At 72.6% G+C, this 25381-nt stretch carries 21 protein-coding genes and 1 pseudogene; 16 read left to right on the forward strand and 6 right to left on the reverse strand.

Annotated elements, in window-relative coordinates:
- Positions 1-254 precede the first annotated feature (254 nt).
- Positions 255-701, forward strand: coding sequence for an SRPBCC domain-containing protein (locus tag ACF089_RS04965; RefSeq protein WP_392021956.1), 447 nt, complete (start codon positions 255-257; stop codon positions 699-701).
- A complete protein-coding gene (locus ACF089_RS04970) occupies positions 698-1054 on the forward strand; it encodes an ArsR/SmtB family transcription factor (protein WP_392021958.1) in 357 nt (118 codons plus the stop codon). Before ACF089_RS04965 ends, ACF089_RS04970 begins: the two co-directional genes overlap by 4 nt.
- 225 nt (positions 1055-1279) lie before the next feature.
- Here ACF089_RS04970 and ACF089_RS04975 read toward each other — a convergent pair.
- A pseudogene (locus ACF089_RS04975) lies at positions 1280-1393 on the reverse strand (MerR family DNA-binding transcriptional regulator); the annotation flags it as partial.
- 184 nt (positions 1394-1577) lie between these two features.
- Between ACF089_RS04975 and ACF089_RS04980 the strand changes: the two are divergent.
- Positions 1578-2006, forward strand: a complete 429-nt coding sequence (locus ACF089_RS04980) for an ester cyclase (RefSeq protein WP_392021960.1) — start codon at positions 1578-1580, stop codon at positions 2004-2006.
- A gap of 330 nt (positions 2007-2336) precedes the next feature.
- Here the strand turns inward: ACF089_RS04980 and ACF089_RS04985 are convergent, their stop codons facing one another.
- Positions 2337-3278 (reverse strand): RNA-binding protein, encoded by a 942-nt coding sequence (locus ACF089_RS04985; protein WP_392021962.1) that lies wholly within the window; start codon positions 3276-3278, stop codon positions 2337-2339.
- 1634 nt (positions 3279-4912) lie between these two features.
- On the opposite strand from ACF089_RS04985, the gene ACF089_RS04990 reads away from it, so the two are divergent.
- Complete coding sequence (locus ACF089_RS04990) at positions 4913-8038, forward strand: AAA family ATPase (RefSeq protein ID WP_392021964.1); 3126 nt, start codon at positions 4913-4915, stop codon at positions 8036-8038.
- Positions 8039-8164: 126 nt separating this feature from the next.
- Here ACF089_RS04990 and ACF089_RS04995 read toward each other — a convergent pair whose 3' ends face one another.
- On the reverse strand, positions 8165-9436 hold the full coding sequence (locus ACF089_RS04995; protein ID WP_392021966.1) for a right-handed parallel beta-helix repeat-containing protein: 1272 nt from the start codon (positions 9434-9436) through the stop codon (positions 8165-8167).
- A 693-nt stretch (positions 9437-10129) separates the two neighbouring features.
- The gene (locus ACF089_RS05000; protein ID WP_392021969.1) at positions 10130-10732 is read right to left on the reverse strand and encodes a TetR/AcrR family transcriptional regulator; all 603 of its coding nucleotides are present in this window, start codon (positions 10730-10732) and stop codon (positions 10130-10132) included.
- 330 nt (positions 10733-11062) lie between these two features.
- On the opposite strand from ACF089_RS05000, the gene ACF089_RS05005 reads away from it, so the two are divergent.
- On the forward strand, positions 11063-11818 hold the full coding sequence (locus ACF089_RS05005) for a hypothetical protein (protein WP_392021971.1): 756 nt from the start codon (positions 11063-11065) through the stop codon (positions 11816-11818).
- A 154-nt stretch (positions 11819-11972) separates the two neighbouring features.
- On the opposite strand, the gene ACF089_RS05010 is transcribed toward ACF089_RS05005, so the two are convergent.
- Positions 11973-12776 (reverse strand): TetR family transcriptional regulator, encoded by an 804-nt coding sequence (locus ACF089_RS05010; protein ID WP_392021973.1) that lies wholly within the window; start codon positions 12774-12776, stop codon positions 11973-11975.
- A gap of 151 nt (positions 12777-12927) precedes the next feature.
- Between ACF089_RS05010 and ACF089_RS05015 the strand changes: the two genes are divergently transcribed.
- The 3 genes from ACF089_RS05015 (at position 12928) to ACF089_RS05025 (ending at position 16091) form a co-directional block, all read left to right on the forward strand.
- The gene (locus ACF089_RS05015; RefSeq protein WP_392021975.1) at positions 12928-13854 is read left to right on the forward strand and encodes a zinc-binding dehydrogenase; all 927 of its coding nucleotides are present in this window, start codon (positions 12928-12930) and stop codon (positions 13852-13854) included.
- Positions 13855-13967: 113 nt separating this feature from the next.
- Entirely contained in the window at positions 13968-14963 is a 996-nt protein-coding gene (locus ACF089_RS05020) for an LLM class flavin-dependent oxidoreductase (RefSeq protein ID WP_392021978.1), read from the forward strand.
- A 27-nt stretch (positions 14964-14990) separates the two neighbouring features.
- Entirely contained in the window at positions 14991-16091 is a 1101-nt protein-coding gene (locus ACF089_RS05025; RefSeq protein WP_392021981.1) for an alkene reductase, read from the forward strand.
- Between the two features lie 30 nt (positions 16092-16121).
- Here ACF089_RS05025 and ACF089_RS05030 read toward each other — a convergent pair whose 3' ends face one another.
- Positions 16122-17162: an amino acid ABC transporter permease gene (locus tag ACF089_RS05030; protein WP_392021983.1), complete on the reverse strand. Its 1041-nt coding sequence runs from the start codon at positions 17160-17162 to the stop codon at positions 16122-16124.
- Positions 17163-17840: 678 nt separating this feature from the next.
- Between ACF089_RS05030 and ACF089_RS05035 the strand changes: the two genes are divergently transcribed.
- The 8 genes from ACF089_RS05035 to ACF089_RS05070 all read left to right on the forward strand — a co-directional run bounded on the left by ACF089_RS05035 (position 17841) and on the right by ACF089_RS05070 (position 25225).
- Positions 17841-18977 carry an LLM class flavin-dependent oxidoreductase gene (locus tag ACF089_RS05035; RefSeq protein WP_392021986.1) on the forward strand — a complete coding sequence of 379 codons (1137 nt, stop codon included), beginning with the start codon at positions 17841-17843 and terminating at the stop codon, positions 18975-18977.
- Positions 18974-19510 (forward strand): GNAT family N-acetyltransferase, encoded by a 537-nt coding sequence (locus ACF089_RS05040; protein ID WP_392021988.1) that lies wholly within the window; start codon positions 18974-18976, stop codon positions 19508-19510. The genes ACF089_RS05035 and ACF089_RS05040 overlap by 4 nt, the downstream gene beginning before the upstream one ends.
- Positions 19507-20463, forward strand: a complete 957-nt coding sequence (locus ACF089_RS05045) for an ABC transporter substrate-binding protein (protein WP_392021991.1) — start codon at positions 19507-19509, stop codon at positions 20461-20463. The genes ACF089_RS05040 and ACF089_RS05045 overlap by 4 nt, the downstream gene beginning before the upstream one ends.
- Before the next feature lie 21 nt (positions 20464-20484).
- On the forward strand, positions 20485-21513 hold the full coding sequence (locus tag ACF089_RS05050) for an amino acid ABC transporter permease (protein WP_392023357.1): 1029 nt from the start codon (positions 20485-20487) through the stop codon (positions 21511-21513).
- Between the two features lie 185 nt (positions 21514-21698).
- Complete coding sequence (locus tag ACF089_RS05055) at positions 21699-22451, forward strand: amino acid ABC transporter ATP-binding protein (RefSeq protein ID WP_392023360.1); 753 nt, start codon at positions 21699-21701, stop codon at positions 22449-22451.
- A 37-nt stretch (positions 22452-22488) separates the two neighbouring features.
- A complete protein-coding gene (locus ACF089_RS05060; protein ID WP_392021994.1) occupies positions 22489-23472 on the forward strand; it encodes an ABC transporter substrate-binding protein in 984 nt (327 codons plus the stop codon).
- A 53-nt stretch (positions 23473-23525) separates the two neighbouring features.
- Positions 23526-24092 (forward strand): NADPH-dependent FMN reductase, encoded by a 567-nt coding sequence (gene ssuE / locus ACF089_RS05065; RefSeq protein WP_392021997.1) that lies wholly within the window; start codon positions 23526-23528, stop codon positions 24090-24092.
- A gap of 29 nt (positions 24093-24121) precedes the next feature.
- Complete coding sequence (locus ACF089_RS05070; protein WP_392022000.1) at positions 24122-25225, forward strand: LLM class flavin-dependent oxidoreductase; 1104 nt, start codon at positions 24122-24124, stop codon at positions 25223-25225.
- The last annotated feature ends 156 nt before the right edge of the window (positions 25226-25381 follow it).

Raw genomic sequence — 25381 nt, forward strand, 5'->3', positions numbered from 1 at the left:
GACCGCCCGGCGCCTCGTCGGGATGGCCGACTCCTCGTCGGGATGGAGGAAGCCCGAGCGTGGTGCTGGGCCGCCGTCCATCGTCGCGACGGCCCGGCTCATGGGTGTCGGTGCTCAGGAGCCGCCGGGCTCTTCGGAGGTCGTTGGGCGGACCGGCCCGCAGGAGCAGCCGAGGTGCAACTCTGCGGTTGCGTCAAGCTCAATGATGTGCAACTCTGTAGTTGCACTAAACGCCGACCGTGAAGGAGTCCCTCATGAGCCAGGACCGGATCGAACGCGAAACCCTGATCGAGGCGCCCTTGGAGCGGGTCTGGTCGCTGGTGGCCGAGCCCGGTTTCTGGGTGGCCGACAAGGCGAGCCTGCCCGGCACCGTGGCCCGCGAGGGCGAGGAGCTGCTGACGACGAACCCGCAGTACGGCGACTTCCCGGTGCGCGTGGAGAAGGTCCAGCCGCCGACCTATCTGGCCTACCGCTGGGCCAGCGCGTTCCCCGGGGAAGAGCTGCGCGAGGACAACAGCACCCTCGTGGAGTTCACGCTGACCCCGGACGGCGACAAGACGCGGCTGCGCGTGGTCGAGAGCGGGTTCGCGGCACTGGCCGGGCCCGAGGATCTGCGCGGCCAGGCCGTCAGCGACAACAGCATCGGCTGGCCGCAGGAACTCGACGCGCTCAAGAAGCGCGCCGAACAGCCCTCCGCGTGACCGACGAACCCCGCGCCGCCGAGGCGGTCGACACCGTCCTCACCGCTCTGGCCGACCCGACGCGTCGCCGGCTGCTCGAACTGCTCGCCGCCGAGCACGAGGCCACCGCGACGACGCTCGCCGAGCACCTTCCCGTCTCGCGTCAGGCCGTGGTCAAACACCTCGCCGTCCTGGACGCCGCCGGGCTGGTGAGCAGCGCCCGCGTCGGGCGCGAGGTGCGCCATACGGTACGGCCGGCGGCGCTCGACGCGACGGCGCGGTGGATGGCCTCGCTCGCCGCCGACTGGGACCGGCGGCTGGCCCGCATCAAGCAGATGGCCGAGGCGGCGGAACGGGACTCGCAAGCCGACTGACCGACTGACGGGCTGACCGACTTCGAGGAGACCGACACCCCCACCGCCCTGCGCATCCTGCCTGCGCGTCCTCACCTCCGGCGCGCTGAAGGTTCCCGGCCCGGTCATCGCGGTCCTGCGCCATGTGCTCGCCGTGGTGGCTTTCGTCGGCGGCGGGGCAGCGCCCGGACCCGCTGCCCGCCCGCAGGGCGGACCTCCTGCGGCCCCGCATCGTCCTGCCTCTGAAGCGCGGTACCCGTTGCCGCGCCGGGCGGGTTCGGGCAGCAGCCCGAGGCGGTGGCAGCGCCGCGCAGCACACGGGGCGACTCCGACCGGGGCGGCGACTTCTCCGATTCGCATGACCGCAGTGGAAACCATGGCGTCGCGGCAAGGTCAAGCACGGGCCTGTGCCGCTGCCGACTGCCCGAGCGCGGCTTCGGACAGCTCGCTTTGACCTTGCCGCGACGTCATGGTCTTCAGTGGTGGGCATCCGGCCCGAGCGACCACCGCGCCCGGGTCTCCTCCCGTTCGAAAGGGCATCGAGATGACCACCACCGTCGAACAGAACGTGGCCCTCGTGCGCAGGGCGTACCAGTGCGTACAGAGCCGCGACCTCGACACCGCCGAGAAGCCGCTGACGGAGAACTTCATCGCCAACGTCCCCGGCACGGCCGAGCCGCTGCACGGCCGGGAGAACTGGCGCATGGGCAGCGAGATCATGCTGGACGCCTTCCCCGACCTGACGATCGATGTCCGGGACATCTTCGGCGTCGGCGACAAGGTCACCGTGCTGGTCGCCTTCCAGGCGACCCACCTGGGCGCCTTCCAGCAGTTCGAGGCGACCGGCCGGACGGTCGCCTGTCGCGGCGTCGAGGTCTACCGCTTCGAAGGAGACCGGATCGCGGAGGAGTGGGTCGCCCCCGACCTCCTCCACCTCATCCAGCAGATCGCGCCCACCCCGGCCGGCCACTGATCCGGCCTGCCGACCGCCGTGCCAGGAATCATGGTGGGCGGGCTGCTTCTGCTGCTCTCCCGCTGTTCTCCGGACAGACCGCCGCCCGTACGCGGCTCCATCGCTCCGGACGCGAACCCGAACACCGCCGGGATCAGCGTCTTCTGCACACAGTGCCCGGCGGGCCCGGGGGAGCGGTGCACCGTCCGCCACAGCGACGGAACCAGCGCGGAGGCGGATGTCCACCACAGGGAACGGACCCTGGCCGCCCGGAAGGCGGCGCGCCCGCGATGAGCCCGGCCCGGGAGCCCAGCGGGGGCCGGTCGTGCGGGCCGGCGCTCATGAATCGGGTCACCATCGTGCGCGCGGCACACCGTCGCTGTCGGGTAGAACGGCTTGGAGCAGTGGACTGCGTTCGTCGGTGCAGAAGGACAGGGCACGGGCCGCTCGCGCGTCGGCCACCAGGGCGGCGAGCTCCTGATACTGGGTCTCATCGACGACCACATCTCTGATCGTTCCATCCTTCGTCTCCCAGACGAACTCGACGTGCCACTCGGACGGCAGCGCGGTCAGGACCGCGCCGACGTCGGATTGCAGGTCGGGCCAGACGGTCAGCAGTGCGCGCGGGCCGAGACCGGTGCGCACCCCGTTGAGGTTCTCCGTGGTGAGACGGTGCCAGCGTGAGGCGTTGACGATGGTGGTCTCCTCCAGCAGCAGGCCTTGTCGCGCCGCCAGCTCGGTGCGCACCAACGCCCAGAAGCCTTCGTCGGCGACCTCTGTCACCTCTGGCTCCGCAGCGTAGGGGGAAGCCTCTGTTGGTTCCGCGAAGAGGCCGAGTTCCCGCGTACGGACCACGGCGTCCGTGCAGGGCTGGTCGCTGCCCACGTACATGTACTGGTCCCATCCGACGTGCACGGCGCAAGCGTCTCCCGCCTCCAGCCGGCACCAGGCGCCCTGCTCACGGAGCATGGCGCGGATCAGCTCCAGGGCCACCGCCAGGGAGACCTCGGCCCCGTCGTGGTAACCGGTGAGGTCGGCCGGGAAGAGCCCGCTGAGACCGTGTCCCTCGACTGCCGGCTGGGCGCCGAGGTGAACATGCCCGGTGACGGAAGGCTCGCGGATCTCCAGCCGGTCAATGCCCGCAGCTTCCGCGAACGCGGAGATCGCCTTCAGGTACGCGGCCTCGACCGGGCCGTGGTCGCCAACCGCCTCCTCCGCGCCCCGGTAGCTGCCGTGTTCGTCACGGTCGGCGGGGTCGTACTTCGTGATCCGGTGAACGTAGGCGGGCGGCACGTTACTCCTGGACAGGGGCGGCGGAAGGTAGCGCCAGCGTAGGTCCCGAGTCGAACTCGCGCTTCCTCATTTCGCTGGTTCCGCCCGAGTCGATGTTCACCGTGATGAACAGGTCCTCCCAGCTGCACCGGTGCGAGTACATGGCCACCGCGTCAGCGGCTTCCCCTGCCCTCTCCGGCCCAACGCGTTTCACCGTCACGGACCTGTGGAATCGCCCCCGGAGAGCCCGAGACTCACGATCTTCGCTACTGGTGACAGAAAGGCTGCCGAATGAGTACTTGTGACAAGTAGCCAGCCTCGCTGGTGACGACTCAGCTGCTTCGACCGGTCTCATTCACCCGCTCGATCCGCTCTTTCGGTGACAACTGCTCTGCTTTGACTGACCTGTTGAGCGTTCTCGCTCAACTGCAAGAGCCGCAGAGCGGCCGGCTGGACCGCATCAGCCCGTACCGCCGGCTGCCCGAGCGGTTCGGTATCGCGCGGTAATGGGCGGGCGGGTCCGCCATAAGGGTGGGGGCGAGACGTCGACGCCTTTGGGATCCTGCATATGCTCCATGGCGGGGGCATCGGGCCGGTGACCAGCCACGCCGCCTCGTACATGGCCTACTGGTCGCCGATGGCGGGATGGGCACGGGCGACCGCGCTCCTCCGCCCGTGCGCCACGGTCGGCAGCGGGAAGCATGACGGCGAATGCGCCGGCCGACACGAGGCCCATTGACTGCATTTCGCCGCTCGACGGAACGTGCTGACAGGGATCTGCAACTGCCTCCCGGCTCAAAAGAATTACGCGGAGGCGGGTCTGGTGATCCTGTTCGCTCTGATAAATACTCAAGCTGCCTGGCAGCTGGGGAAGTTGCTGGTGAGGATCAGAGGGAGGACTTCATGCGAGCTGCACGGACGGTCGCAGGATCGACTGCCGTCATCACCGCCGCTCTCGGGCTGGGGCTGGCTACGGCCGGCCCCGCCACGGCCGCCGAAGGCAACTGGCGAGCTTACGGCAACACCAACCCGATCACTTCCAGCCCCAGTACGTGGTGATGTGCCGAATCCAGACCGATAGCCGCCAATGTCATCGCACAGGTTTGTGCGGTCAGATCGTCGAGCGGGACCTCGGTGCAGGGGACGGTGGTCGTGCGCAACAACCGGTCCAGCCTCTACTCCGTCCAAGCATGGATGGACCTGAATAGCCCGTCAGCTGGAGGATTGGGCTCCTGGTCGTGCTCGCCCTCAGGAGTCGGGGCGAACTCATGGTCGGTGTGCTTCGGGAAAACCATCTCTTTCAGCGGCCCGGTGACCTCGGTAGGGGCCGCCAACAATCAACCCCTCAACATGTCGCCGACGGTTTGAACCCGGGCTCGTCAAGACGGTACGAATCCTGCCGGGATTCCCTCGTCCGACACGGTCGCTGACCGGTGAATCAACGGTGAGATGAGCGCGACGCGACCGCCCTTGGGCGGGGACGCCCGAGAGCAGTATCCGGGAGGGGCGGTCGCGTCGCCCATTCACGCTCCCGCATGACCCGCAAACCCGCCCAGCGGCGAATGCGCCTGCGGACCCGGGCCCGGATCGCCCACAAGGACGCCCCTGCCCAGTACTCCGCGCCCCGGCGCGGGCCAGTGCTAGCGTGCTGGCCCATGGAAAACCGCTCTGACCAGCAGCGCAGTCTGATCGGACGGGCCGGGGAGATCGCGGCGCTGGCCCGTCTGCTTCGGGCGGCCCGTGCGGGCCGCCCCGCGGCGGTGCTCATCGAGGGCCCGGCGGGGAGCGGCAAGACCGCCCTCGCCGGGCATGTCCTCGCGCCGGCCCGGGCTCCTCAGCCGGATTCGCCGGGGCCCGCGTTCTCGGGGGAACCCGGGCCGACCGCCTCTCCGGCGCCCCTCGTCTCCCTCGCCCCTCCCGAGCGGTGCGCCCCGTCGGCGCGCGAGCCGCGGATCGTTCGGGTCACCGGGGCGCCCTGGCAGTCGGGGCTGCCGCTCGGTGTGGCGGAGCAGCTGGCCCGCGCCTGTATGTCGGTCTCCGGCCGGGAGCCCGCGTTCGCGGAGCCACCAGCGCGGACCGCGGGCCACGACCGGGGCCAGGAGCCCTGGCCGGATTCCCGCCCGAGCCCGCTCCTCCCGCCGGGCCCGGGCCCCGGTCACGTAACGGCCCCGGCGTCCGACCCGGCTCCCGTCGGCGGACCGGACTCCTGCCCCGAGCCGTGGCCCGTGGGCGGGCCGGTGTCCCCGTACGCGATTCTCGAGGCGGCCCGGCGGCTGCACCGGCTCTGGGCCGCCGCTCAGCGGGAGGGCCCCCTCGCGGTGATCGTCGACGACGCCCACTGGGCCGATCCGGAGAGCCTGCGCGCCATCGGATCCGCCGTCCGGGCCCTCACCTCGGAGCGGGTCCTCGTCGTTCTGATGGCCCGGGACGACCTCTCCGGTCCGCACGGGGAAGTCCCCGTACAGACCCTGGAATTCCTCGACGGCCACCGCGACGGGGCGATACGTCTCGGTCCGCTCGGCCCCGAGGAGATCAGGGAACTGGCCCGGGTCGACGCCGAGCTGGCGCTCTCCCTCCCGGCGGCCCTTCACCTTCGCCGGCACACGCGGGGCAACCCCCGGCACATCCTGGGACTCCTCCGCGAACTACCCCGGGACACCTGGCAGGACTGGCAGCCCACCCTCCCCGCCCCGGCCCGCCACACCGTCGACGTACAGCACCGGCTCGCCCGCTGCGGCGAAGCGGGCCGGGCCCTGGTCGAGGCGTGCTCCGTACTCGTCGACGGCAACGGCGACGGCGGGGGCGCGGGCGCGGGCGCGGGGGACAGCGGCGGCGCGGACGGCGTCCCCGTGGCCACGGCCGCCGCCCTCGCCGGTCTCGACGACGGCCTGCCCGCCGCCGACGAGGCGTGCGCCGCCGGACTGCTCGCCGCGACCGTCGAACCGGGCCGCACCCTGCTTTCCTTCCCCCACCCCCTCACCCGGGCCGCCGTCCGCACCGGCATCGGCCTCGCCCGCCGCCGCGAGCTGCACGGCCGGGCGGCGGACCTCGCCGAGGACCCCGGCCTCCGGCTCACCCACCGCGCCGCCGCCGCCACGGCCGACGCGGAACTCGCCGGAGAACTCGACCGGTACGCCGCCGAGCGGGCGTCCGCCGGGGAGTGGGCCGCCGTCGCCGACGCCCTGGTCCGGGCCGGCCGGCTGAGCACGGACCGGGCCGCCCGCCAGGACCGGCTGCTGCGCGCCGTCGACGCCATGATCGCGGCCGGGGACGTGCCGCGCGCGGCGGTCTTCGCCGCGGAGCTGGAGAGCTTCCCCGCCGGCACGCTCCGCGACGTCGTGCTCGGATATCTGGCCATCATGCGCGGCTGCTCGGCCGAGGCGGAGACCTTCCTCGCCCAGGCCGAGGCGCGCTGCGACCCCGCGCGGCGGCCCGATCTGATGGCGAGGATCTGCCAGCGGCGCGTCCTGCACGCCCTGGGCCGCTGGGACGCGCCCGCGCTGGTCACCTGGGCCCGCCGCGCCCTGGAGTGCGCCGGCCCGGGCGATCCCTCGGCCATCGAGTCCGAGGCGGTGCTCGGGCTCGGACTGGCCGCGCTGGGACGGCCGGAGGAGGCCGTCGGCGTCTACGAGCGGGCCCTCGCCAAGGACTCCGGAGGGGCCCAGTCCCAGCGCTTCCGGCTCGGGCGCGGCTGGGTCGACCTCGCCCACGACGCCCCCGAGTCCGCCCGCCGTGAACTGGAGGGAGCCGTGCCCACCGGCTATCGGATGGGCTCCACCCGTATCTCGCTCTGGGCCCAGGCGTGGCTGGCCCGCACCCAGTTCGCGCTCGGCTCCTGGCCGGAGGCGCTGGAGACGGCCGACCGCGCGGCGGCCCGGCTCGCGGAGGCCGGAATCGAACTCGTCCGCCCGGCGGTGCACTGGACCGGGGCCCAGATCCACGCCCTGCGCGGCGACTGGGAGGCCGCCGAACGCCATCTGGAGGAGGCGTCCGCGGGCATGCACCACTACGAGGTCATGGTGGTCCCGTCCTGTCTGGCCCGCGCCCAGGTCGCGGAGGCGCGCGGGGACTACGCCCGGGTCGTCGAGGCCCTCACCCCCGTGGTCCGGCTGCCGGACCGGTCGGGCTTCGACGAACCGGGCTTCTGGCCCTGGCCGGACGTCTACGCGAACGCCCTGGTGATGACGCACCGCACCGAGGAGGCCGACGCCTTCCTCGCCCCGTACGAAGAGCTGGCGGCCCGTCGGCGGCATCGCTCCACCCAGGCGCGGCTGGGCCTGGTCCGGGGGCGGATCACGGCCGCGCGGGGCGATGTCGCCGCCGCGCGCGCGGCGTTCGAGACGGCCCTCGCCCATCTCGACCGGCTCCCCCTCCCGTACGACCGCGCCCGGGTGAACTTCGCCTACGGCCAGACCCTGCGCCGCGCGGGCAAGCGCCGTGACGCCGACACGGTCCTCAAGAACGCCCGTGACGCCTATCGCGCCCTCGGCGCACGCACCTGTGCCGACCGCTGCGACCGCGAACTCCAGGCGGGCGGGCTGAGCGCCGGCCGCGGCGCTCCCGGATCCTCCCCGCTCACCGCCCAGGAACAGGCCGTGGCCCGGCTCGTCGCCCAGGGCGCGAGCAATCAGCGGACGGCCTCGGAGCTGTTCATCTCCGTCAAGACCGTGCAGTACCACCTGACCCGGATCTACGCGAAGCTCGGCATCCGCTCCCGCGGCGAACTGGCCGCCCGCTGCCACGAGACGGCCCGCCCCGAGAACCCGGACCGGGAGGGATGACCGGCGGCCCGGTGGGGAGCGGCCCGGGCCCCTCGGCCGGGCGCTTCGGCGGGGGGAGGGCGGCCCGGGCCCCTCGGCCGGGAGGCGGGACGCCGTGGCCGGTCGCGGTGGCGGCCGGGCCGGGTCTCAGGGAGCGCAGACGACGCCCGCGCACTGGCCGGATTCGGCGTTGCCGCTCGCCCGGTTGCCTCCGCCGTCGGCATTGCCCGGCTCGGCGTACACGCCCCAGCCGTCGTTGGCCCGGGCGGTGTTGCCCTGAAGGGTGTGGACGGACTTCGAGACGAGAATGCCGCCGCTCTGGTTGGCGTCGGCGGTGTTGTCGATCAGTCGGTTGCCGGTTCCGGGCGAGGCTTCCCCCTCGATGTGGATGCCCTGTGATCCGTTGTGGTTCGCCCGGTTGAGCCGCAGGGAGTTGTCGAGCGACAGCTCCAGGCTGATGCCGTCCCCGGTGGTGCGGTCCGCGATGTTGGACTCGATCAGATTGCCGTCGGACCGGCTCAGTTCGATGCCTCCGGTGTTCCCGCTGACGTCGTTCCCCATGACCGTGTTCCCGTGGGCGGACTGAAGGACGATTCCGCTGTCGCCGTTGTCCTGGAGGGTGTTGGACAGGAGACGGTTTCCGGTCGAGTCGGAGACGGTCAGTCCGGCGTCCTGGTTGAGGGAGGACGCGTTGCCCTGGACGAGATTGCCGTTCGAGCCGAGCCGCAGGGCGATCGCGCCGTCGCTGCTGTCGCCGACGGAGTTGTTCAGCAGGGTGTTGCCGCTCGCGCCCTCCAGGATCAGGCCGCCGTCCCCGCTGTCGGCGATGAGATTGCCCTCCAGGCGGTTGCCGGCGGAGTTCTGGACGAGTACGCCCTCCCCCTGGTTGGCGGTGATCGCGTTGTCGGCGATCACATTGCCGCTCGATCCGCCGGTGACCACGACGCCCCTCTGGGCCTGCCGCTCGATGAGGTTGTCGCGGACACGGTTGTCGTCGGCGTCGTCGAGGTGGACACCGGCGAGTTCGTTGTCATGGAAGGCGAGCCGCTCGATGACATTGCCCGAGGAGCCGGGGCCGAGGCGTGCTCCGTGGTCGAACTGCCGTACGCGGGCGGACGCGCCGCCGCTGTTGGCGATGACGGTGTCGTCGAACCCGTCGACGCGGATCCCGATGCCCAGGCCGACCCCGTCGACCGTGTGTCCGCCGAGGTCGACGGTGATGCCGTCGCCGCCGACGACGAGACCGTCGCCGGGGCAGTCGAGCAGATCCGCGGTGAGGACGACATCGGCCGTGACCGTCTGACCGCAGGAGAGCGGCGCGGCGTGGGCCGCCGACGGGTGCACCGACAGGCCGAGCAGCACGGCGGCTCCCGCCGCCGCGAACCACGCTGAGGAATTCGATCTGGAGAGGCGGGTCATGCCGGGACTCCTTCTGCCGTGTGCTGCCGTGTGCTCCCGGGCGGCCGGCCGAGTCGGCGAGGCCGGGTGCGGATCCTTGGGCGGGCGACGAGACGAAGGCGCCCGCCCTCTCGCACAGGGTCAAGGGCAGGCGTTCTGGGGGCTATGAAGGGGCAAAGAATGACTTGAGCTGAACGAAGGTTGTCTGAATCATGGACATTGGTGCCATATTCACTCATCCATGCATTTCACTGTCTCTTGTATCTCTTTACGGGTGACGCGGGGATCCTGCGAACGGTTCCTCGGGCCGGGGCTGTTCGGGGCCGCCCGCCCCGACCGGCGCGCGAGTCGGGCCGCGGGGATTCGGGAGAACCGCCGCCCCGGGAAGCGGCCTTGCCGGGGCGGCGAGCGCGCGGGCCGCGCCGTGCGCCGGGAGGCACTCGTACAGGGAGCGGGTGCGACCGTCGCGATGGGCGAGATGCCTGCCGTCGGCCCCGCGCGTCAGGGCAGGGGCGTCGCCGGTGAACCGATCGGGGCCGCGACGGACGAGGCCCGGGCGCGCGGGCTGCGCGCGGATCGAGATCTGGACGGGAGGCGGCCCGGACCGTGCGGCAGCGCGCCGCGTCTGCGACAGGCCCGCAGGTGGTCCACTGCCGCCGAGAGCCGTGGCGAACGCGTACGGCGCGGCCCGTGTCCCGGCTCCGCCGGGCGCGGCTATCCCATGAACTGCGCCCGGGTGGGGGCGGGCACGGGGAGCGGATGGGCGTTCTGGGGACGCAGGCTGTCGAAGATCATGGACAGATAGCGCTGCCAGAGTCCGGGGGCGTCCTCGCTGATGCTCAGCACGGCCTGTGAGGCGGCGCTCAGCAGGAGCACGATGTCGAGGCCCGTGATGTCGTCGCGGACCGCCCCGGCCCGCTGCGCCCTGGCGACCAGGGTCTCGGCCACGTCCGCGAGGCGTTCGCGGGAGGTGTGCACGGCGGATTCGCTGCGGGAGAGGGCGGCGGCGGCCTGGCAGAAGGAGCGGTCGCGGGCCTGGATCTCCGTGCCGACGGTCATGAACTCGAAGAGCGCGCCGGCCGGGTCGTCGGACTCGGCGAGCCGGAGCCCGGCCGTCACCAGCTCCTCCAGCCGGTCGCTGAAGATCTCCGCGAGCAGCTGTTCCTTGGTGTCGAAGTGCCGGAAGACCGTCCCCTTGCCGATTCCGGCGCGGGTGGCGATCCGGGTGATCGACACGTCCATGCCGTTCTCGGCGAACTCCGCCGCGGCGGCGTCCATCAGCAGGCGGCGGTTGCGCACGGCGTCGGCTCTCATCATGGACCCATCCTACCCAACCGGACCGCGCGGTCATGTTGTGCTACGGTTCAAAACATGACCGAGCGGTCCGGTTGCTGATTCCGGGGCGTACGGAGCCATCGGGGCTCCCCGTGCCCGGCACGGGGGAGTCCGGTGGATCCACGCCCCCCGCCGGCCGGCCGCGCGGCACGGGGAGCCTCGGCTCCTTCGCGCCACAGGTCCCGGCGCGGCCCCAGGAGGGGGCCGCGCCCGATCAGACCTCCCCGCCCCGCCGGTGACACGGCGGGGCCCGCCCCGAGCGGGATCGCCCGATCCGGGGAGCGGCAGCACGCAGTGAGAGAGGAAACAGTCATGGACGTCCGCGGCTACGAGACCGGCCCGATCAAGGCGGAGGCGGCCTTCACCTCCGACTTCCCCCTGGATGACCGCTACTCCACGCAGGACCTCGTCGACATGTTGGAGCGCGAGCGCCCCAACATGGACATCCGTCCGGGCATGCGCCACAAGTACACCCCGCTGCGCTTCGACCCGGCCACCGGCGTCAAGTACATCGGCGGCCGCTACCTCTTCGACACCTGGGAGAACGTCCTCGACTACAACCACTTCACCAACGAGGAGCTGTTCCCGGAGCCCGGTGTGAAGTTCTGGTCGCGCTTCCCCGGCGTGGACAAGCACTACTGGAAGGTCACCGGCGCGCACGACTTCAAGCCGATGGCCACCTCGCACCACGTCAACCGGTTCGAGCGCTACTCCTACACGGACGAGAACGTCGAGCAGGCGCTGGCGGAGATCTGGCCGGCCGTCCGTGACGAGGCCGAGAAGCAGGGCCTGTCCAGCGTCTGGCTGATGTTCCAGCCGGAGGAGAAGCAGATCGGCGTCCTCACCGTCGCCGAGAAGTCCGGCGACGCCGACCCGTCCGCCGCCGTCTCCCAGGGGCTGGAGCGCCTGGACGCCTTCGGCCGCTTCCTGCCCGAGCGGCTCGGAGCCGAGCTGCTGATGGACCGGACCAGCCTGATCGTCTCGTCCTGGCTGCCGGAGTCCCGGGCGCTGGGCGGGGCCCACTCGTCCTTCGACGTGTCCCCGCCGCACCCGAAGCCGCAGATCTGATCACGGCTCCGGATCCCGCCGGGGGAGCGGGGTGAACGGGCGCCCGGCCGGAACACTCTCACTGTTCCGGCCGGGCGGTCTCATGGGCGGCCGTAGCGCCTCGACGGCCGTACCGCCTCGCGGCGGGCGGCCGTACCGCTCGCGGCCCGGGCCGTCAGCCGGTCCCGGCGGCCCCAGCGGTCCCGGCGGCGCGCCCGGTCCCGGCGGATCCGGAGGTCCCGGTCCCGGCGGCCCCCGGCCCGGCCGGCCCGGCCGTGAGGTCCAGACTCCCCGGTACGGCGGCGAACGCGCGGTCGGTCAGGGCGATCAGCTCCGGCCGGCCCGCGGTCGCGGGACCCGCGGACCAGGCGTGCAGCGCGCACCGGAAGGCGGCCACGGTGATCTCCAGCGCGATCCGCAGCCGCAGATCGTCCGCCTCGGGGCCCCTCGGCCCGCCCCGCCCGTCCGGTCCGCCACCGCCGTCGTCCGCGATCAGCGGCCCCAGCGGTCCCAGGCGTACGGCGAGCAGCGCCAGGGCGGCGTCGGAGGTCTCGGCGCAGTGCTGGAGGCTGTGCGCCGAGAGCGCCGGGGTCCGCCCCACCAGCCGCCGGCTCTCCGCGAACCGGCGCTCCCACTCCTCTTCCATCCGTTCCAGCGAGGCGATCAGCGCCCGGTGCAGCACGCCGAGGACCGGACCGGTCAGCTCGGCCTCCCCGAGGACGTCGAGGAAGGTCGCCCAGAACTCCTTCTCCGGCGCGAGCGCCACATCCTCCTTGGAGGCGAAGTAGCGGAAGAAGGTCCGTTTCGAGACCTCGACCTCGTCGGTGAGGTCGTCCAGCGTCGTCCGCTCGAAGCCGTCCCTGGTGTAGCGGGCGAGCGCCGTCTCGACCAGGGCCCGCCGGGTGCGCAGCCGCTTGCGCTCGCGCAGCGGCAGATCCTTGCCCGCCGGTCCCGGTGTCGTCGCCGTCGCTGCCGTCATACCGGCGAGTGTAGGCGGAATCGCCCCGGGAATACCCGAGCCCTTTCGATGCGTTTGCCCATCATGGGCAAATGCCACTGAGTGCCATATTTGCCCGTGCGGCCCGGCCGGCCCGGCCCGTCCCGTTCCACAGACCCACCGGAGGAATCCCATGCGCGCCCTGATCGTCGACCGCTCCGCCCCGGGGCAGCTGCGGCTCGCCGAAACGCCCGACCCCGTCCCCGCGCCCCACCAGGCGCTCGTCCGGGTCACGGCCATCTCGCCCAACCCGGCCGAGTTCCGCTACATCCTCCCCGGCGCGCCCGACGGATCGGTGATCGGCTGGGACGCCGCCGGCGTGGTCGAACGCGCCGCCGCCGACGGTTCGGGACCGGCGGCCGGCGCCCCCGTCACCACGCTCGGCCTCGGCGAGGGCTGGGCGGAGCTGCGGGCCGTCGACACGGCGCTGATCGGCGCCGTCCCCGAGGGCGCCGACCTCGGAGAGATGAGCACCCTGCCGGTCTCGGGCGGCACCGCGCTGCGCGCCCTCCGCAGGCTGGGCCCGATCCTCGGCCGCCGGGTCCTGGTCAACGGGGCCACCGGAGCCGTCGGCCGGTTCGCCGTCCAGCTCGCCGCCCGCGGCGGGGCGCACGTCGTCGCGGTCGCCCGGAGGCCCGGGGCCGCCGACGAGCTGCGCGCCCTCGGCGCCCACGAGGTCGTCACCGGACCCGGCGGGATCGCCGCGCCCGTCGACGGCGTGCTGGACCAGGTCGGCGGCCCCGATCTCGCCGCGTACTTCGACGCGCTCGGCGAGGGCGGCACGCTCGTGCTGACCGGCGCGGCCTCCGGCGGCGCCACCGCCTTCGCGCCCGGCAGCCTGCTCGCCGACCCGGCCCGCCAGGACCGCTCGATCGTCACCTTCTTCGAGATGTCCGGCGGCGGCGTCGACAGGGATCTGACCTGGCTCGCCGCCGAGACGGCCGCCGGAAGGCTCCGCACCCACACCGTGTGGCGCGGCGACTGGACCGACGCCGCCGGCACGCTCGACGCCGTGCGCGAGAGCCGACTGCCCGGAAAGGCCGTCCTGGACCTGTCCTGACGCCCCCGCGACAGCCGCCCGTGCCGCACAGGGCCCGGCTCCGGCCCCGGAGCCGGCCCCCCGACCCCATCACCCCCGCGCGGGCGCCGCCCGCCCACCCCGAAAGAACCGTCATGACCCGCTACTCCGACATCCCGCTCTCCGTCCTCGACCTCTCCCCGATCCGCGCGGGCGGGACCGCCGCCGAGGCGCTGGGGAACACCGTCGCGCTGGCCCGGGCCGCCGAGGCGTACGGCTACCGCCGCTTCTGGATCTCCGAGCACCACAACACCCCGGCGATGGCCAGCTCCGCGACCTCGATCATCATCGGCCGGGTCGCCGCCGCCACCGAGCGGATCAGGGTCGGAGCGGGCGGCGTCATGCTCCCGAACCACGCGCCGTACGTGGTCGCCGAGCAGTTCGGCACCCTCGCCGTCTTCCACCCCGGCCGGATCGACCTCGGCCTCGGCCGGGCCCCCGGCGCCGACCCGTGGACCGCCCGCGCCCTGCGGCGCGAGCACCAGAGCGGCGCCGACTTCCCCGAGCAGACCGCCGAACTCCGCGGCTATCTCGCCCCCGGCAGCACGGAGCGCAAGGTCCGCGCGATCCCCGGCGAGGGCGTCGACCTGCCCGTCCACATCCTCGGCTCCAGCACCTTCGGCGCGGCCCTCGCCGCCCGTGAGGGGCTGCCGTTCGTCTTCGCCTCCCACTTCTCGCCCGACCGGCTCCGCACCGCGCTGGAGCTGTACCGGACCGCGTTCCGCCCGTCGGCGACCCTGGCGAAGCCGTACGCGATCGTCGCGGCCAACGCGGTCGTCGCCGACACCGACGACGAAGCCGTACGCGTCTTCAGCACCATGCGGCAGAAGTTCCTCACCCACTTCCGGGGCGGCATGGAGTTCCTGCCGCCGGTCGACGACATCGACGCCGTCTGGTCCCCGCAGGAGGCGCGGACGGTGAACGCCATGCTCGCCGAGTCCTTCACCGGTACGCCGGACACCGTCCGCCGGGGCCTGGAGGACCTCGTCGACCGCACCGACGCCGACGAACTGATGATCGTCAGCGAGGCGTGGGACTTCGGCGCCCGCCTCCGCTCGTACGAACTGCTCGCCGAGACCTGGAAGCTCTGACCGTCCACCCCCCTGAAAGGACCCGCTGTGAACGCGCCCGCCGCCCTCTTCGAGCCCGTACGGCTCGGCCATCTCACCCTGCCCAACCGCATGGTCATGGCGCCGATGAGCCGCGCCCGGCGGGAAGCCGACGGCGTACCCGGCACGCTGATGGCGGACTACTACGCCCAGCGCGCCTCGGCGGGGCTGATCGTGGCCGAGGGCACCCACCCGGTCGCCGCCGGGGCCGTCGGCCCGGGCGCGCCGGGGCTGTTCACCGACGCGCACCAGGACGGCTGGGCGCGGGTCGCGGACGGGGTGCACGCGGCGGGCGGGCGGGTCTTCCTCCAGCTCATGCACGCGGGCCGGCTGGCCCACCCCGATTTCCTCCCCGAGGGGGCGCACCCGGTCGCCCCCTCGGCGGTGGCCGCCGACACCCTCGTCCACACCTCCGGCGGCCGGGTCCCGGCCGTCACCCCGACGGCCCTCACCGAGGGCGGGATCCGGAATCTGATCGACGACTTCGTCCGCGCGGCCCGCCGGGCGGTGGCCGCCGGTCTGGACGGGGTGGAGATCCACGCCGCCAACGGCTATCTCCTCCACCAGTTCCTCGCGGAGAACGCCAACCTCCGCACCGACCGCTGGGGCGGCGGCGCCGAGGGCCGGATCCGGCTCACCGTCTCGATCGCCGAGGCCGTCGCGGACGCCGTCGGCCCGCACCGGGCCGGGGTGCGGATCTCGCCGTCCAACCCGTTCGGCGACCTCGCCGAGACCGACCCGTACGGCGCCTACACCGCGCTCGTCCGCGCGCTCGCGCCGCTCGGGATCGCCTATCTGCACCACGGCGAGACGGGCACGGAACTGGACGCGGCGGTAAGGGAGCTGTGGTCCGGGGCGCTGATGATCACGCCTCTCCCGGCCGGCCGGGACAAGCCCCGGGCCGCCGCGCACTCCCTCGAACGCGGCGCGGACCTTCTCTCCTTCGGCCGGGACTTCCTCGCCAACCCCGACCTCGTCGCCCGCTGCCGGATCGGCGCGCCCCTCAACGAGGCGCGGCCCGCGGGCTTCTACGGCGGGGGAGCCCGCGGCTACACCGACTACCCCGCCCTCGGCGGCCCCGCCGGGCCGCGCCGTACACCGCGCGACTGAGCACGGCACGCGCGCCGGCGGGCCCGCCGGTCACCGCCGGCCGGCCCCGCCGGCGTCGGGCGCGGTCACCCTGTCCAGCCGGGCGCGCAGCGCGGCCAGCCGGATCCTGAGCCGCTGGGGAGGCGTGGGCGGCAGCGCCCGGGCCGAGCCGCGCGCGTAGTACCGCTCCACGTAGAACTGTCCCGTGCTGAGCACGGTCGTGACGGCGATGTACCAGACGGTGGCGACCAGCAGCAGCGGGATGACCTGGTAGGTCTGGTTGTAGACCAGCTGCACCGAGTACAGCAGATCGTGCACGGCCAGCACGCTGACGATGCTGGTGCCCTTCAACGTGCCGATCAGCATGTTCCCCGCGGTCGGGACGATGGAGCGCATCGCCTGCGGGATGACGATCCGGCGCAGGGTGCGCGCCCGGCCGATCCCGAGGGCCTGGGCGGCCTCCGTCTGGCCCGATTCGACGGAGAGGATCCCGCCGCGCACCACCTCGGTCGCGTAGGCGGCTTCGTGCAGGGTCAGCCCGATGACGGCGGTGAGGGTGGGCCCGAGCAGATTGACCGTCTCCACGGTGACGAACTGGGGGCCGAAGGGCACGCCGAGGCCGAGCGTCGGGTACAGCGCGCCGATGTTGAACCAGAACAGCAGCTGCACCAGCAGCGGGGTGGACCGGAAGATCCACACATAGCCCCAGCTGAGCGTGCGCAGAACCGGATTGACGGACAGTCGCATCACGGCGAGCGGAATGCCGAGCAGGAAGCCGAGCACCATCACCACCCCGGTCAGCCACAGGGTGAGCAGCAGCCCGTCGAGCACGGCCGCGGTGGTGAAGTACCGGCCGACCACCTCCCACTGGAAGGCGTCGTTGCGGGCGACGGAGCTGACCGCCATCGCGAGGACGAGCAGCGCCGCGGCGGACGCCAGCAGCCGCCCGGCGTGGCGGCGCGGCACGATCCGGGGCAGCTCCCCGCCGGGATCCGGGTCGCCGCCCGGCGCATCGGCGGCGGATCCGGAACGGGTCGCGGGCAAGGCGGGACCGAGGCGGGAGGGATCGGTGATGTCGGACGGCGAAACCATCAGAAGGCTCTCCAGGGGAGGGGCGCGTGACGCCGGTGACCGCCCGGCGGCGCGCGTTCGCGGATGCCGCGCCGGACCGGCGCGGTGCGGTGGCCTGCTGCGGGGCGTCATCGTGATCGCCGCGTCCCTCAACGCGGCCGGTGCGGCTGCCGTGCTCGGCGGAGCCCGTCCGGCCCCGATCGTATGTATCCGACGCACAGTCGTGTCAACCATGAACGGGATCGTTCAAAGGTGATGCATCATCCGGCGCACAGTTGACGGGCGGCGAGATGTACTGCTCAATTAGTTGCATGATTGCCGAGCGGCGCCTGGTCACGCGTGATCACATCGACTTTGGTCGAGTGTGGTCCGCGGCGTGTTGCGCGTAACGCGGCAGCAGACGGTCTGACCGGCCCCTCCCTCCCTCGGTGACCCCGTCGCGGGCCGGATCCTCCCCGCACGGCACCGCCGTGGCTCATGCGTCGAGCATCCGCCGGATCCACGGCGGAACACTCCGGCGAGCCCCGGCCACCGCTGCCCGCCCAGCACGCCCCGGGCCTGCGCCCGGCGTCATCGCACCCGCTCACCATCTGGTTCCCAGCCTCCTGAAACGCCGTCACGCCCGGCCGTGTGCCGCCGGCCGCCGTGCCCGTGCGCCGCCCGCGGCACGGCCCGAGGACTTGAGAAAGGTCATCCCCCATGCCCGTGGAGTTCCTAGGCATCGCCGCCACCAACGACGGCTCCGAAACGACAGCGCGCTCCGGCGCCGCCTTCGACAAGGAGTACACACTCCGGCTCGCCCGGGCGCACGAGGACCACGGCTGGGACCGGGTGCTGTTCGCCTACGGCTCCGGATCGCCCGACCCCGCACCGGCCGCCGCCTACATCGCGAGCAGGGTGGACCGCCTCCAGATCCTGCTCGCCCACCGGCCCAACGTCTCGTACCCGACCTTCGCCGCCAAGACCTTCGCCACCCTCGACCGGATCAGCGACGGCCGGCTGACCGTGCACTTCATCACCGGCGGCAACGACCATGAACAGGGCCGCGAGGGCGACACCCTCACCAAGGACGAGCGCTACGCCCGCACCGCCGAGTACATCCGGATCGTGAAGAAGATCTGGACCGCGCACGAGCCCTTCGACCACGCGGGCGAGCACTACCGCTTCCACGACTTCGTCAGCGATGTCTTCCCGGTCCAGCGGCCGCGCCCGAACGTGTCGTTCGGCGGCTCCTCGCCCGCCGCGTACGCCGTGGGGGCCGCCGAGGCCGACATCTACTGCCTGTGGGGCGAGCCCCTGGCCAGGACCGCCGAACAGATCGAGGCGGTGAAGGCCGCCGCGAAGGCCGCGGGCCGCACCGACGTCCCCCGGATCCAGGTCGCGTTCCGCCCGATCATCGCCCCGACCGAGGAACTCGCCTGGGAGAAGGCCCACCGCACGGTGGGCGCGATCAGGGCCCGGAAGGAGAACGGCGGCGCGATCGTCCGGCCCGGCGACGGCGGCGACCGGCCCGAGAACACCGGATCGCAGCGGCTGATCGCCATCGCCGAGGCGGGGGAGCGCTACGACCGCGCCCTGTGGACCCCGACCGCCGCCGCCACCGGCGGCGCGGGCAACTCCAACGCCCTGGTCGGAACGCCGGAGACGGTCGCCCAGGCGCTGCTGGACTACTACGACCTCGGCGTCGACATCCTCTCCGCCCGCGGCTACGACCTGCTGGGCGACGCGATCGACTTCGGCCGCCATGTGATCCCGATCGTCCGCGAGGAGGTCGCCAGGCGCGACGCCGAACGGGCCGTGCGCGACACCGAGACCCTCGCGGGGGTGCGCGGATGACCTCCTTCGCCGAACCGCTGTGGACCTCCGCCGACCCGGAGATCGTCCGCGTCACCGTGTCCGACCCGAGGGCCCGCCCCCTGCTGCGCGAACTCGGCGACGAGTACGCGACGCGCTACGGCGAGGACGCCCACGCCGAACTCGCCCGCTATCCCGACGAGGAGTTCACCCCCTCGTACGGCGGCATCCTGATCCTGCTCCTCGAACGCGGCGAGCCGGTCGCGGGCGGCGCGTTCCGGCGGTACGACGAGACCACGGCCGAGCTGAAGCGGATCTGGACGCACTCCGCCCACCGGCGGCGCGGCCTGGCCCGGCGGATCGTCGCCGAGCTGGAGCGCGAGGCCTTCGACCGAGGCTACGAACGGATCCGCCTCACGACCGGCCCGCGCCAGCCCGAGGCCCGCAATCTCTATCTGACCACCGGGTACACCCCGCTCTTCGACATCGAGGCCGATCCCGAGACCATCGGCCATCTGCCCTTCGAGAAGCGTCTGCCCGGCGCGACCTTCCACGGAGAGGCGGCCGGCCGGTGAACGTCCGCGGCATCGGAACCCGGCTGCGGACCGGCGCGGTCCTCGCGCTGCTGCCCGTACTGGCGCTGACCGCCTGCGGCTCCGGCGACGGCTCCGGCGGCGCGACGCCGGGCGCCGGGACGTCCCGCGCGCCGGCCGACGACCCCGTCGCCGCCGTACGCGAGGTGAAGTCCGTCGCCGCGCTGCTGCCCGCCGACGTCCGCGCCGCGGGCAGACTGCGGGTCGGCAGCTCGATCGGATTCCCGCCCGGGGCGTACTACCCGAACGGATCGGACCGGCCGCCAGCGGGCCAGGACATCGATATCGCGGACGCGGTGGCCAAGGTCCTCGGCGTCGAACTGGAGCGGCAGGACGCCTCCTTCGAGACGATCCTGCCCGCCCTCGGCAGCGGCAAGTACGACTTCGGCACCGGGAACTTCGGCGTCACCACCGAGCGGCTGAAGACGATCGACTTCGTCACCTACATCAACGACGGCCAGGGCTTCGCGGTGAGGAAGGGCAACACCGCCCTCTCGACGAAGGTCACGGACCTCACCCGGCTCTGCGGACTGACCATCGGCACCGGCGCCGGCACCACCTTCGAGGCCACCCTCACCGCACGGAAGGACGTCTGCGCCAAGGCGGGCAAGAAACCGTACGAGGTGAAGGTCTACTCCGAGAACGGGGCCACCCTCACCGCGCTCCAGCAGGGCCGGACCGACGTGATCATGTCGACCATCAACGGCCTGCGCCACCAGGCGGCCCAGCCCGCCTCGCGAACCACCTTCCTCGGTGAGTACCACCGTCTCGACGTCGGCTTCGCCTTCGCCAAGGGCTCACCCCTCACCGAGGCGTTCCGGGCCGCCGTCAACGAGCTGATCGACAGCGGAACCTACGCCCGGATCCTCAAGAAGTGGGGCACCTCAGCCTCCGCGATCGAGACAGCGCGGATCAACCCGCCCGAGCACACATGACGAATGAGCAGGAACGCCACGATGGGACTCACCACCGAATCCGCGGTCGCGCCACCCGGCACGCCCTCCCCGGGCGCCGGCCCCGACGCGCCGCCCGACCCCGACGATCCAGCCCTTCTCCGGGTCGTCCCCGCCCGTCATTACGCCCGCTGGGCGGCGGGAATCGGCGTGACCGTGCTGGTCGCCCAGTTCGTGCACGGACTGGCCGACAACCCGGTCTGGGAGTGGGGCGTCTTCAGCGACTACATCCTGTCCGAGACGATCGTCGACGCGGTGTGGGTGACCCTCCAGCTCACCGCCTACGCCACCGCGCTGGGCTTTCTGCTCGGCACCGTCCTGGCCTTCATGCGGCTCTCGCGCAGCCCGCTGCTGCAGACCGTCGCCTGGACCTACGTCTGGATCTTCCGGTCCATTCCGATGATCGTCCAGCTGGTGTTCTGGTTCAACCTCAGCGCCCTGTACGAGAGACTCGGCGTCGGCGTCCCGTTCGGCCCGGTGTTCTGGTCCGTCGACAGCAACAGCCTGATCGGCACCATGGGCGCGGCCGTCATCGGACTGACGCTGCACCAGGCCGCCTACGCCGCCGAGATCGTCCGCGGCGGGGTCGTCGCCGTCGACCACGGCCAGCTGGAGGCCGCCGCGGCGCTGGGCATCCCCCGGCTGCGCCAGATCCGCCGGATCGTGCTGCCACAGGCCATGCGCGCCATCCTGCCCACGGCGGGCAACGAGATCATCGGCCTGCTCAAGGGCACCTCGGTGGTCTATGTGATGGCCATCGGCGAGCTGTTCTACCAAGTGCAGGTGATCTACGGCCGCAACGGCCGGGTGATCCCGCTGCTCCTGGTCGCCACCGCCTGGTACGTGCTCCTCACCTCCCTGCTGTCGGTCGGCCAGTACTACGTGGAGCGGCACTACGCCCGGGGCTCCGACCGCACCCCGCCGCCCACCCCGATCCAGCGAGCCCGCCGGCTCGTCCAGACCCTGCGCAGCGCGGCCTCCCGGCCCGACCGGCCCGTCATCCCCAGGAAGAGCTTCGGAGGCAGCAGATGAGCGAGGCGACGGCACACGCCGGCGGCAGAACGGCCCACGCCGGCGAGAGAGCGGCGACGGACGCCGACGCTGGGACGGACGACACCGGCCGGGCGGCATCGCACAGCGACGCCGAAGCGACCGCGACGGACACCGGCGGCGCGGCGGACGGCGCCGGCGGCACGGCGGCGGACACCCGCAGGGCCATGGTGGACATCCGCGGCGTCCACAAGAGCTTCGGCCCCCTGGAGGTGCTGCGCGGTGTCGATCTCCGGGTCCGCGCCGGAGAGGTCACCGTGATCCTCGGCCCGTCCGGCTCCGGGAAGTCCACCCTGCTGCGCACCATCAACCATCTGGAGAAGGTCGACCGGGGCTGGATCAGCATCGACGGCGAACTCATCGGCTACCGCCGCTCCGGCGACAAACTGCACGAGCTGAAGGAGAAGGACGTTCTGCGACAGCGCACCCACATCGGGTTCGTCTTCCAGAACTTCAACCTCTTCCCCCATCTGACCGTGCTGGAGAACCTCGTGGAGGCCCCGGTCTCGGCGCTGCGCAGGCGGCGCGGGGAGGCCGAGGAGACCGCGCGCGGGCTGCTGGAGCGGGTCGGACTCGTCGACAAGACCGACGCCTATCCGCGCCAGCTCTCCGGCGGCCAGCAGCAGCGCGTGGCCATCGCCCGCGCACTCGCCCTCCGGCCGAAGGTCCTGCTGTTCGACGAGCCCACCTCGGCGCTCGACCCGGAGCTGGTCGGCGAAGTCCTGGACGTCATCAAGGACGTGGCCCGCACCGGGACGACCATGATCGTCGTGACCCACGAGATCGGCTTCGCCCGTGAGGTCGCCGACACCGTCGTGTTCATGGACGACGGCGTCGTCGTGGAACAGGGCCCGCCCGCCGCCGTACTGGACAGCCCGCGCCACGAGCGCACCCGCGCCTTCCTCTCCAAAGTCCTCTGACCTCCCCCGCCCCCTCCCGCAGGCAAGGAGCACCACCATGCCCACCTCGATCACCCGCCGCGCCACCGCGACCGCGCTGGGACTGACCGCCGCCCTTCTCCTCGCCGCGTGCGGCAACCCCACCGACGGCGGCGCCCGCGGGGAGGGCGGCGCGGAGGACTCCGGCACGAAGATGAACCTGAGCCCCGACCAGAACCGCGTCACCACCGCCAAGGTCGACTCCATCGCCGCCGGGCTCCCCGCGAGAGTCCGCGAGAGAGGCACCCTGGAGATAGCCGGCTCCTCCCGCTCCGAGGCCCCCCTCACCTTCCACGCCGACGACGACAAGACCGTCATCGGCGTCGAGCCCGACATCGCCCACCTGGTCGCCGACGTGCTCGGCCTCGAACCGCGCTTCAACGTGGTCTCCTGGGAGAACATCTTCCTCGGCCTCGACAGCGCCAAGTTCGACGTCGCCATCAGCAACATCACCGACACCGAGGAGCGCAAGGAGAAATACGACTTCGCCACCTACCGCAAGGACAATCTGGCCTTCGCGGCGAAGAAGGGCAGCGGCTGGAAGATCGCGAAACCCGAGGACGTGGCCGGCCGGACCGTCGCCGTGAGCAGCGGGACCAACCAGGAGAAGCTGCTGATCCAGTGGAGCGAGGAGGTGCGGAAGGCCGGTCTGGAGCCGGTGGACATCAAGTACTACCAGAACGACAGCGACACCTATCTCGCCCTCCTCTCCGGCCGGATCGACCTCTACCTCGGCCCCAATCCGACCGCCGCCCACTACGCGGCCAGCACCGGCAAGACCGAGGTGGTCGGCACCCACTCCGGCGCCGGCGCCACCCTCCAGGGCCTCATCGGAGCCGCCACCAAGAAGGACAGCGGCCTGGTCGAGCCGCTCGCCGACGCACTCGACGAGATCATCCGCAACGGAACCTACGCCAAGGTGCTGAAGCGCTGGGACCTGTCCGACGAGGCCGTCACCACCTCCGAGATCAACCCGCCGGGACTGCCCAAGACCACAGGATGACCCTCGCCGACCGCACCGTACCCCCTGCCCGCCTCGCTCCCGAAGGGGCCGCCATGGCCACCGTCCTGTCCGTCTCCGGAAGCCCCTCCGCCACCTCTCGCACCGCCCGGCTGCTGCGCCATCTGGACCGGCGGCTCACGGCCCAGGGGCACGAGGTGATCCCCCTGGACGTCCGCACCCTCCCCGCCGAGGCGCTGCTCGGCGCCGACTTCCGGCACCCGGCGATCGTCGAGGCGACCGCCCTCTTCGACCGCGCCGAGGGAGTCGTCGTCGGCACGCCCGTCTACAAGGCCGCCTACTCCGGGGCGCTCAAATCCCTCCTGGACCTGCTGCCGCAGCACGCCCTGGCCGGCAAGACGGTCCTCCCGCTCGCCACCGGCGGCACCGCGGCGCACGTCCTGGCGATCGACTACGCGCTGCGCCCGGTGCTCAGCTCCATGGGCGCCGCGCACATCGTCCAGGGCTGGTTCACGCTCGACCGGGACATCGCTGTCGGCGACGACGGCGGGGTGACGGTCGCCCCGGGCGCGGCCGGCTCCCTCGAACAGGTCGTCGACCGCTTCTCCGAAGCCCTCGTGAGCCGTACGGCCTTCCTGACGCCGGCCGGATGCGCGCCGTGACCCCCGGCGAGCGAAGGGCGTGACCCGCCGTGAGCCTGACCTTCCACTGGTTCCTGCCCACCAACGGCGACAGCCGTCATGTCGTCGGCGGCGGCCACGGCAGTCCGGTCACCGCGGCCGGCGGTGACCGGCCGCCGAGCGTCGGATACCTCGCCCAGATCGCCCGAGCCGCCGAGGACCTCGGCTTCACCGGCGCGCTCACCCCCACCGGCGCCTGGTGCGAGGACGCCTGGCTGACCACCGCCATGGTCAGCCAGCACACCGAGCGGCTGAAATTCCTCGTCGCCTTCAGACCCGGATTCGTCTCGCCCACGCTCGCCGCGCAGATGGCGTCCACCTTCCAGCGGCGGACCGGCGGCCGGCTGCTGCTCAACGTGGTCACGGGAGGGGAGAGCCAGGAACAGCGGGCCTACGGCGACTTCCTGGACAAGGACGGCCGCTACGCCCGCACGGGAGAGTTCCTGCACATCGTGCGCGCCCTGTGGGACGGCGGGACCGTGGATCTGGCGGGGGAGCACCTCCGGGTCGAGAGCGCGCGGCTCGCCCGAGTGCCCGACCCGGTGCCGGAGATCTACTTCGGCGGCTCGTCGCCCGCCGCGGGGGAGGTCGCCGCCCGCCACGCGGACGTCTATCTCACCTGGGGCGAGCCGCCCGCGGCGGTGGCCGAGAAGATCGCCTGGATCCGGGAGCTGGCGGCGGAGGAGGGCCGGAGCCTCCGCTTCGGCGTACGGCTCCACGTCATCACCCGCGACACCTCCGAGCAGGCCTGGGCCGAGGCACGGCGGCTGCTCGACGGATTCGACCCCGGGACCGTCGCCGCCGTCCAGGCCGGGCTGGCCCGCAGCGAGTCCGAGGGCCAGAAACGCATGCTCGCCCTGCACGGCGGCCGGCGGGAGCGACTGGAGATCCATCCGAATCTGTGGGCCGGCGTCGGTCTGGTGCGCGGCGGGGCCGGCACGGCGCTGGTCGGCAGCCACGGCGAGGTGGCCGAGCGGGTCGCCGAGTATCACCGGCTCGGCATCGACGAGTTCGTGCTCTCCGGCTATCCGCATCTGGAGGAGGTCTACTGGTTCGGCGAGAACGTGCTCCCGCGGCTCGCCGCCCAGGGGCTGTGGACCGGGCCCCGCGTCTGAACACCAGGTCCGGGGCGCGTGCGCGCCGACGGCACGGGCGTCCGGCCGGGCTTCCTCGCGGCGGCCCCGGCCGCGCCCCGGGCTCCCGCACGACGGCCCCGGCCGCGCCCCGGACCCCGGGCGGCGCGAAGCGGCGCGGCAGGCCCTCTTGACGAA

The organism is Streptomyces sp. NPDC014894, from assembly GCF_043080985.1.
GTDB lineage: Bacteria > Actinomycetota > Actinomycetes > Streptomycetales > Streptomycetaceae > Streptomyces.